Below are 9220 nucleotides of genomic sequence, written 5' to 3' on the forward strand. Positions count from 1 at the left end.
GCCGCCGGGCTCGGCGACGCGCGCGACGCCATAGTTCGCCATGCCGGCCTGCCCTTCCGGCGCGCCGCCGATCATCTCGCGCGGCAGGTCCTTGACCTCGATGGTCTGCGCGGGCGCCATCACGGTCAGCCAGTTGCACAGGTTTTCCAGCTGCCGCACGTTGCCCGGGAACGGCAGCGTGCTGACATAGGCCAGCGCCTCGTCGGACATGCGCTTCGGCTCGACGCCCAGTTCCTTGGCGCTCTTCTGCAGGAAATGCCGCGCCAGCAGCGTGATGTCCTCGGGCCGTTCACGCAGTGGCGGCAGCCGCAGCCGGATCACGTTCAGGCGGTGGAACAGGTCCTCGCGGAACAGCCCTTCCTTGACGCGCGTTTCGAGGTTCTGGTGGGTGGCGGCGATCACGCGCACATTGGCGCGCAGCGGGTTGTGGCCGCCGACGCGATAGAAGTTGCCGTCCGACAGCACGCGCAGCAGCCGCGTCTGCAGGTCGAACGGCATGTCGCCGATTTCGTCGAGGAACAGCGTGCCGCCCTCGGCCTGCTCGAAGCGGCCGCGGCGCATGGTCTGCGCGCCGGTGAAGGCGCCGCGCTCGTGGCCGAACAGTTCGGACTCGAGCAGGTCCTTCGGAATCGCCGCGGTATTGAGCGCGATGAAGGGGCCGTTGGCGCGCGGGCTGTGCTTGTGCAGCGCGCGCGCGACCAGCTCCTTGCCGGTACCGGACTCGCCGGTGATCAGCACCGTCACGTTCGACTGCGACAGCCGGCCGATCGCGCGGAACACGTCCTGCATTGCCGGCGCCTGGCCTAGGATCTCGGGCGCGTCGAGCAGGCGGTCGTCCATCTCCTCCTCGCGCAGGCTTTCCTCCAGCGCGCGGCGGATCAGTTCGACGGCCTTGTCGACGTCGAAGGGCTTGGCCAGGTATTCGAAGGCGCCGCCCTGGAAGGCCGCCACCGCGCTGTCCAGATCGGAGTAGGCGGTCATCACGATCACCGGCAGCCCCGGATGGCGGCCCTTGATCGCCTGCAGCAGATCGAGGCCCGAACCGCCGGGCATGCGGATGTCCGAGATCAGGACCTGGGGCTCGTCGTCCTCGAGCGCCGACAGGACGTCGCGCACGTTGGTAAAGCTGCGGGACAGCAGGCTCTCCCGGGCCAGGGCCTTTTCCAGGACCCAGCGAATAGATTGATCGTCGTCGACTATCCAGATCGGCTTCATGTGCGTCGCTTGTCTGCTCGGTGTTTCGGAGGTCCGCCTTCGCTGCGCTGTCCACCCGGCGTGGGGGCCATGGGCCGTAAGGCCGCAAGCCCTCAAGCCCTCGAGTCCTTAAGCCCTTAAGCCCTTAAGCCCTCAAGCCCGTCCGGGGCCGTCCCGGGTCGTTCAGCGCAGCGGCAGCAGGATGCGGAAATCGGTACAGCCGGGCCGGCTCTCGCATTCGATCAGACCCTCGTGCTGCTGCACGAAGGTCTGCGCCAGTGTCAGACCGAGCCCACTGCCGCCATCCCTGCCCGATACCAGCGGGTAGAAGATGCGTTCGCGAATATCCTCGGGAATGCCCGGACCGTTGTCGATCACATGCAAGTCCAATGCCAGCTTGTACAGCCGCTTGGCGATCGTGACCTGCCGCGCGACCCGCGTGCGCAGCACGATCTGCGCATCGCCGCGCGCGATGCGCTCGGCCAGCGCCTGCGCCGCGTTATGGACGATGTTGAGCACCGCCTGGATCAGCTGCTCGATATCGCCGGACAGCTCGGGCAGGCTCGCGTCGTAGTCGCGCACGATCTCGAGGCCGTTGGGGAATTCGGCCAGCACCACCGAGCGCACGCGCTCGAGCACCTCGTGGATATTGAGCTCGCGCACGATATGCGGATGCCGGTGCGGCTCGAGCAGGCGGTCGACCAGCGTCTGCAGGCGATCCGATTCCTTGATGATGACCTGGGTGTATTCGCGCAGGCTGCGTTCGGGCAATTCGAATTCGAGCAGCTGCGCCGCGCCGCGGATGCCGCCCAGCGGATTCTTGATCTCGTGGGCCAGATTGCGGATCAGCTCCTTGTTGGCCGAGGTCAGGTCGAGGATGCGTTCCTCCCTTTCGCTGCGGACCTTCTGCTCGTTGGGCAGTACCTCGACCAGCGCGGTGCCGGGGCTCGCGTCGATGCCGCCGATCACCACATGCGCGTGCATCGGCTCGCGCAGCGGCGGTTGCAGGACCACGTCCTGGCGCCGCGCATCGACCTGGCGCGCCAGCACCGAATCGATCATCGCGTCGAGCTCGTCGGCGCGGCCGAACAGCGCCGACAGCGACAACTCCAGCATCGACTTGCGCGAGAGGCCGAAGCTGGCCTCGGCGGCCGGGTTGGCGTAGACGATGCGCATGCCGGGCTGCGCGACCAGCAGCACGGGGTTCGGCATCATGTCGAGCCCCGCGGCGAGCGCGGCCAGCGCCGGCGACGTCGGGGACGCGCTGTCCTCGTCGGCCGGCGCGCGGTCGGCGCCACCGACCTTGCGTGAAACGCTGCGAATCAGGCGGCGCATCGGTCGATCCTCAATCCTTCAGGTTGGCCAGCTCGCGCCGCAGCGCGGCCGCATTGGCCTCGCTGCGGGCGATGTCCTCGCGCAGCGCGGCGGTGCGGTCCAGATAGCGCTGGTAGTTGCGTTCGTCGCCCTGCCGCTCCGGCTGGCCCTCGTTGAATTGCGCGCGCAGCGTGGCCAGCTTGGCCTGCTCGCTGCGCAGCTCCTCTTCCAGCACGGCGCGGCGTTCGCCGTCGCGGCGGCGCTGCGTGGCCGCGTCGATGCGCGGGAAGTTCGCCGCGGTGGCGCCATCGATCGGCGCCGGATTGACACCGCCGCCGCCACCGCCGCCAACGCCCCGCGCCGCCTGCCGGGTCACCGGCACGGTCAGCACGTCGGGCAGGTCCAGCCGCTTGCAGCCCTTGCCGCCATTGCCGTTACGGTATTCGGGCACGCCCTTCGGGCCGCTGCAGACGTAGATCTCCGAGCCGTTCGACGCGGACTGCGCCGAGGACTGTGCCGCTGCGGGCGCCGCGCCCAGTGCGCCGAACGCCGCCGCCACACCCGCCGCGATGCCCAGCAACAGGGCGGCCGATGCACCGGTCCGGGGTGGCGGCGCCGATTCGGCACCGGGGCGGTGCGGCGGGCGGGACGAAGACAGGGTCGCGGTCATGGACGGGCGTCGCATCGGCAGGGATCGAGGTCGGAGGAAGCCCAATTCTAGCGAGCCAAACAAAAAGGGACAGCCGAGGCCGCCCCTTCCTGGTGCAACAAGCACGGTGTACTTGCAGCGGGTGCTGACAGCGCCTGCTTACAGCGAGTAGTACATCTCGAACTCAAGCGGATGGGTGGTCATGCGGAAGCGGGTCACTTCCTCCATCTTCAGTTCGATGTAGGCGTCGATCATCGTGTTGCTGAACACGCCGCCACGGGTCAGGAACTCGCGGTCCTTGTCCAGGTACTCGAGGGCCTGATCCAGGCTCGAGCACACGGTCGGGATCTTCGCATCCTCTTCCGGCGGCAGGTCGTACAGGTTCTTGTCCGCGGCCTCGCCCGGGTGGATCTTGTTCTGCACGCCGTCCAGGCCGGCCATCATCAGCGCGGCGAAGCCCAGGTACGGGTTCATCAGCGGATCCGGGAAGCGGGTCTCGATGCGGCGGCCCTTCGGGTTCGCCACGTACGGGATGCGGATCGAGGCCGAGCGGTTGCGGGCCGAGTAGGCCAGCTTGACCGGGGCTTCGAAGCCCGGCACCAGACGCTTGTACGAGTTGGTACCCGGGTTGGTGATCGCGTTCAGCGCACGGGCGTGCTTGATGATGCCGCCGATGTAGTACAGCGCGAACTCCGACAGGCCGGCGTAGCCGTTACCCGCGAACAGGTTCTGGCCGTCCTTCCAGATCGACTGGTGCACGTGCATGCCCGAGCCGTTGTCGCCGACCACCGGCTTCGGCATGAAGGTCGCGGTCTTGCCGTAGGTGTGGGCGACGTTCTGGATCACGTACTTCTGCAGCTGCGTCCAGTCGGCGCGCTGCACCAGCGTGCTGAACTTGGTGCCGATCTCGTTCTGGCCCTGGCCGGCCACTTCGTGGTGGTGGACTTCGACGGGGATGCCCAGCGATTCGAGGATCAGACACATTTCCGAACGCATGTCCTGGAAGGTGTCGATCGGGGCGACCGGGAAGTAGCCGCCCTTCTTGCCCGGACGGTGGCCGCTGTTGCCGTGCTCGAACTCGCGGCCCGACGACCACGGCGCTTCTTCCGAATGGATCTTGACGAAGCAGCCCTGCATGTCGATGTTCCAGGTCACGCCGTCGAAGATGAAGAACTCGGGCTCGGGACCGAAGTAGGCGGTGTCGCCCAGGCCGGTGCTCTTCAGATAGGCTTCGGCGCGCTTGGCGATCGAACGCGGGTCGCGGTCGTAGCCCTTGCCGTCGGACGGCTCGACCACGTCGCAGGTCAGCACCAGCGTCGGCTCTTCGTAGAACGGGTCGATATGGGCGGTGTTCGGATCCGGCATCAGCAGCATGTCCGATGCCTCGATACCCTTCCAGCCGGCGATGGACGAGCCGTCGAAAGCATGGCCGCTCTCGAACTTGTCGTCACCGAAGTGCGAGGTCGGCACGGACACGTGCTGCTCCTTGCCCTTGGTGTCGGTGAAACGGAAGTCGACGAACTTGACGTCGTTTTCCTTCACCAGCTTCATCACATCTGCAACGCTCTGCGCCATGCCTATCTCCTGGTAATTCGGCTGAGTTCAGTTGGAGCCATTCACGTGCCGGCCGCCGGGGGCGCATCGCTGCCGCCTGCCGGCGGCGACCGGCCATCAAAAGGACGAAGCATGTTAGCAGAAAGCATGCCAACGTCCGCACGGATTAGGGCGCGACGGTGACGCCGGCGCCGCGCAGCAGCCCGCCCGTTCCCGCAATCTGTGCATCGGCGCGGAAAGGCGCCGTTGCACCGCGTTGGCGCAAGGCTCCGACGGATGCCGGACCCGCCGCGACGGCGGCTCGAAGGCGCGGGTGCCGGCGGCATCGGCACCGGCCGCAAACCCCAACCCGGTGCATCGTCGCGTTCGAATGCACCGACATGGTGCCATCGGCACCATGCTGGCGCCAGCATGGTGCCATCGGCACCATGCTGGCGCCAGCGCCGGTTTTCGAGCCGGCTCGCCGGCCTGCCACTGCGGTTGCACCGCGGCCCCCGCGCCCGGCGGAGTAGAATAACGGTCTTTGCAGCAGGCGTGGCGCGATCGGCGTCACGTCTTCCATCGATCCAAACCGTCCCTTGCAATGACCACCCGAGACGCGCTTCTGCAGGCCGCCAACGCGCGGCAACAACAGGACCAACTGCCCTACTACGGCGCGCTGACGCCGCAGCAAGCCTACGATCTGCTGATGGCCGACCCGAACGCGGTGCTGGTCGACGTGCGCACCCAGGCCGAGCTGGACTGGGTCGGCGGCCCGGACGTGCCGGAGCGCCAGTCGCTGCATGTGGAATGGTCGGGCTATCCCGGCGGCGCGCAGAATCCGCGCTTCGTCGAGGAACTGAAGGCAAAGGTGCCGCAGGACGCGCCGGTGCTGTTCCTGTGCCGCAGCGCGGCGCGCTCCAAGCACGCCGCCCGCGTCGCCACCGAGGCCGGCTACCGTTACGCGATCGATGTGCTGGAAGGCTTCGAAGGCCCGCGCGACGAGCACCACCACCGCAAGACGGTCGAGGGCTGGTGCGTGCGCGGGCTGCCGTGGCACGGGGCCTGAGGTCGCACTGAAGGCGCACTGAAGGCGCAGACTCTTGGCCAGTGAGTCCCTCCCTCTCCCGCACGCGGGAGAGGGGAGCAAACCCACCGCATCTTGCAGCGCAGTGGCGCAATGCCATCTCACCCCGCGCTGACGCCCGCTCCCGCGTTCTCCACCACCTCGAATCCCATCGCCCGCACGCCGTCGCGCAGCATCGCGTAGGCGGCCTCCACCAGGGCTGGGGCACCCTTGACGCCCAGGTCGATATGCCGCCGCGCGTACAGCTCGCCGCGCTGGGCGTCGCCGACCGACGGCAGGCTGAACACACGCACGCCCGGGAAGGCGGCCTCGACCTGCTCCATCAGCGGCGTCAGCGTCGACTCCGGCGCCTCGAACACCAGGAAGGCGCGCTCGACGTGCTGCACCTGGTGGAACAGGTGCGAATACTGGTTGTCCAGCACCCACTCCATCATCGGCCACGCCATTACCGGGAAGCCCGGCATGAAATGGTGGTCGCCGATCGAGAAGCCCGGGATCCGGTTGTAGCTGTTGGGGATGATGCGGGCGCCGCGCGGAAACTCGCCCATCTTGAAGCGATGCTGGTTCTCCGGCAGCGACAGATCCGCCTTGACCGGATCGCCGCCCGCGGTTTCAGCGATGCGCTGCGCGATCAGCTCCCTCGCCTCGGGATGCAGCTCCAGCGGCACGCCCAGCGCCGCCGCCGCGCACTGGCGCGTATGGTCGTCCGGCGTTGCGCCGATGCCGCCGGTGCAGAACACCACGTCCGGGCCCGCCAGCGTGCGGCGCAGCGTCGCGGTGATGCGCTCGCGCTCGTCGCCGACATACTCGGCCCATTGCAGCGCCAGTCCGCGCTCGGCCAGCAGCGCGATCGCGCGCCGCATGTGCTTGTCCTCGCGTCGTCCCGACAGAATCTCGTCGCCGATCACGATCAGGCCGAAACCCATGATGCCCCTCTTTTCAGGATGATTCGATGCGGCGCACGTCAGACGGCGCCAGTTCAATGACGTCCGGCCCGGCCGGCGGCGGCGCCACCGATTGCCGCTCGGCGCGCAGCTGCCCGAGCGCATGCAGGCAGTAGTGGCCGAACCACAGCGCCGAGAAGATGAAGATCAGCGCGTAGAGCCACAGCGCGCCGGCCAGCACGAACGGAAACAGGAAGATGATCGCCGCCGAGGACACCCACAGCAGCGTCGGCGCCGAGCCCAGCAGGCCGACCACCACGCCGATGATCAGCAGCGGCATCCGGTGGCGCCGCATGATGGCCTTGCGCTCGTCGGCGCTGGCATGGTCGGCCAGCGCGTCGTAGGTCATCACGCGATAGGTCAGCCAGCCCCACAGCAGCGGCGGGACCAGCGCGAAGAACGGCGGCACCAGCCACAGCGGCAGCGAGATCAGCACCAGCAGCAGGAACACGCCGGTGCTCGACAGCGAATGCCAGACGCTGCCCAGCACGCTGCCGCCCTTGCTCTTGGCCAGTTCCGGATAGCTGCGCTCGAGGAAACGCACCGCCGCGGGCACCGACCACAGGCCGATGAACAGCAGCAGCGAGGCCACCGCCAGCGGAATCGTCAGCGCGACCACGAACAGCGGCGCCACCACCGCGCGCAGCGACGACAGGCCGAACCAGTCAAGCGCGCCGTAGATCCAGCTGGTAAAGATCGAGGTTTCGAGGAAGCCGCGCGCGGCGGTCATCACCGGATCCCAGGTGAAATACAGCAGGCCGCCCCAGAACACGGTGGCCAGCACGAAGGGAATCACGGTCAGCGCCAGCATGCGCGGATGCAGCTGGCTGATCAGCGCGCGGACGAAGGAGCGGACGAGGTCGTTCATGCGTAATGCGAAGGTGGAGACGGAGCGGCTGCGGGTCCGCCGACCGGGTCGGTCGATCAGGTCGGACGCCCCGGTCAACCGTCCAGGTCGGGCGGCGCGCGCCGCGCGCGGCGGCGCGGCAACGGCTCGCCATCGGGGCCGATTCAGGTGGGACAGACTAGCACACGTGCCGGCAACGCATCGTGTCGGAGCGGCATCGTCCGCGCAGACGACGTCCGTGCAGCAACCTCCGCGCCGGCGAATTCCATGGCGGCGAATTCCGTGGCGGCGATCTCCGTGGCGGCGATCTCCGTGGCGGCGAACTCCGTGGCGGCGATCTCCGTGGCGGCGATCTCCGCGGGGAGACGGCCGCGGCCACCGCCTAGGCCCGCCGGAACCAGCGCTTGACGCCGTACCACTGCTGCTGCAGCAGGCCGGCGCCGTAGTCGCGCCCGCGTCCGGCCGGCGGCGGCAACTGGTCGCGGATGCCGGTGGCCTGGTAGTCGTCGACGAAGCGGGCCGTGCCGAACAGCATGTCCCACCAGGGGAACAGCACGCCGTAGTTGCAGCCGCCCAGCCGCGCCGGCTGTCCGTGCGCCTCGTGCCCGATGCCGATCGCATGATGCGTGCGATGAAAGCGCGGCGACACCAGCAGGCGTTCGCCGATGCGGCCGAAATGCAGCCGCACATTGGCATGCTGCAGGCTCTGCATCAGCTGCGACAGCGCCACCAGCAGCAGGAACTGCGACGGCTCGACGCCGATCGCCAGCGCGGTCACCGCGAACACCAGGCTGCGCAGCAGATCGTCGAGCAGGTGGTTGCGGTTGTCGCTCCACAGCGTCATCTGGCGCTGGCTGTGATGGACCGCGTGCAGGCACCACCACCAGCGCACGGTATGCGACAGGCGGTGATACCAGTAGCCGAGCAGATCGAACAACAGCAGATAGACCAGGAAGCTGACCAGCGGCTCGCTGGTGACCCCCGGCCACCAGTCCTCGACATTGATCCGCTGCCAGCCGGCCAGGTGCAGGCGTCCTTCGATCGCGTCGACCACCGGATCGAGCGTGAAGAACAGCACCAGCCGGAACAGGCCGAGCCGGTGGATCATCGTGTAGAGCATGTCGGTGCGGATCGCGGCGCGATCGGTGACCGGCTCGACCGGACGCAGCCGCTCCAGCGGCCACAGCAGCGCCACCATCACCGTGAGCTGAAGCAACCCGACCACCAGCCATTCGGTGCCGGTGAAGGCGTCCTCGGCATAGCCGCCGAGGCCGAGCGCGTAGACCACCGGCAGCACCACGTGCTGGAACAGCGCGCCCTCCAGATCGCCGAGCCAGGCGTCCAATGTCTGCAGCATCAGTTGGGCCCTCCCCTGGCGCCGGCCGGCCTGGCCGAGCGGTAGTCCGGATGCTCGCGCAGCGTGGCGAAGCAGAAGCCCTTGCGGCGCAGCCCCTCGATCAGCGGCTCCAGCACGGCCGGCGCCCACGGATCGCGGCGCGACCAGATGCCCAGATGCGCCATCGCGATATCGCCGTCGCGCAGGTCGCGCAGCGCCCGGTTCAGCAGCGCCGTGTTCGGATAGCGGTCGGAGTCGAGTTCGTCGCCGAGAAAGCCCGCCTGCGCCCAGCCGACATGGCGATAGCCGCATTGGC

The 9220-nt window shown here is 68.3% G+C and carries 8 protein-coding genes and 1 pseudogene; 1 reads left to right on the plus strand and 8 read right to left on the minus strand.

Going from position 1 to position 9220, the window contains the following annotated elements; translation table 11 throughout:
- The 4 genes from ntrC to AC6EI8_RS20540 all read right to left on the minus strand — a co-directional run.
- A partial coding sequence (gene ntrC, locus AC6EI8_RS20525; RefSeq protein ID WP_498382733.1) for a nitrogen regulation protein NR(I) occupies positions 1 to 1215 on the minus strand: 1215 nt, incomplete at its 3' end.
- A gap of 162 nt (positions 1216 to 1377) precedes the next feature.
- Positions 1378 to 2529, minus strand: a complete 1152-nt coding sequence (gene glnL, locus AC6EI8_RS20530; protein WP_226108672.1) for a nitrogen regulation protein NR(II) — start codon at positions 2527 to 2529, stop codon at positions 1378 to 1380.
- 10 nt (positions 2530 to 2539) lie between these two features.
- Positions 2540 to 3178, minus strand: a complete 639-nt coding sequence (locus AC6EI8_RS20535; protein ID WP_498382734.1) for a DUF4124 domain-containing protein — start codon at positions 3176 to 3178, stop codon at positions 2540 to 2542.
- 138 nt (positions 3179 to 3316) lie between these two features.
- Positions 3317 to 4732 carry a 3-hydroxylaminophenol mutase gene (locus AC6EI8_RS20540; protein WP_149319140.1) on the minus strand — a complete coding sequence of 472 codons (1416 nt, stop codon included), beginning with the start codon at positions 4730 to 4732 and terminating at the stop codon, positions 3317 to 3319.
- 562 nt (positions 4733 to 5294) lie between these two features.
- Here AC6EI8_RS20540 and AC6EI8_RS20545 point away from each other — a divergent pair.
- On the plus strand, positions 5295 to 5759 hold the full coding sequence (locus AC6EI8_RS20545; protein ID WP_149319141.1) for a rhodanese-like domain-containing protein: 465 nt from the start codon (positions 5295 to 5297) through the stop codon (positions 5757 to 5759).
- Between the two features lie 119 nt (positions 5760 to 5878).
- Here AC6EI8_RS20545 and AC6EI8_RS20550 read toward each other — a convergent pair whose 3' ends face one another.
- The 4 genes and pseudogenes from AC6EI8_RS20550 to AC6EI8_RS20565 form a co-directional block, all read right to left on the minus strand.
- A complete protein-coding gene (locus tag AC6EI8_RS20550; protein WP_498382736.1) occupies positions 5879 to 6703 on the minus strand; it encodes a competence/damage-inducible protein A in 825 nt (274 codons plus the stop codon).
- 13 nt (positions 6704 to 6716) lie between these two features.
- Positions 6717 to 7589 carry an EI24 domain-containing protein gene (locus tag AC6EI8_RS20555; protein WP_006579613.1) on the minus strand — a complete coding sequence of 291 codons (873 nt, stop codon included), beginning with the start codon at positions 7587 to 7589 and terminating at the stop codon, positions 6717 to 6719.
- A 361-nt stretch (positions 7590 to 7950) separates the two neighbouring features.
- Entirely contained in the window at positions 7951 to 8925 is a 975-nt protein-coding gene (locus AC6EI8_RS20560; protein WP_498382737.1) for a sterol desaturase family protein, read from the minus strand.
- Positions 8925 to 9220: pseudogene (locus AC6EI8_RS20565) on the minus strand (polysaccharide deacetylase family protein); the annotation flags it as partial. The pseudogene AC6EI8_RS20565 and the gene AC6EI8_RS20560, both read right to left, overlap by 1 nt.

This window comes from Cupriavidus sp. R6-3 (genome assembly GCF_059772245.1).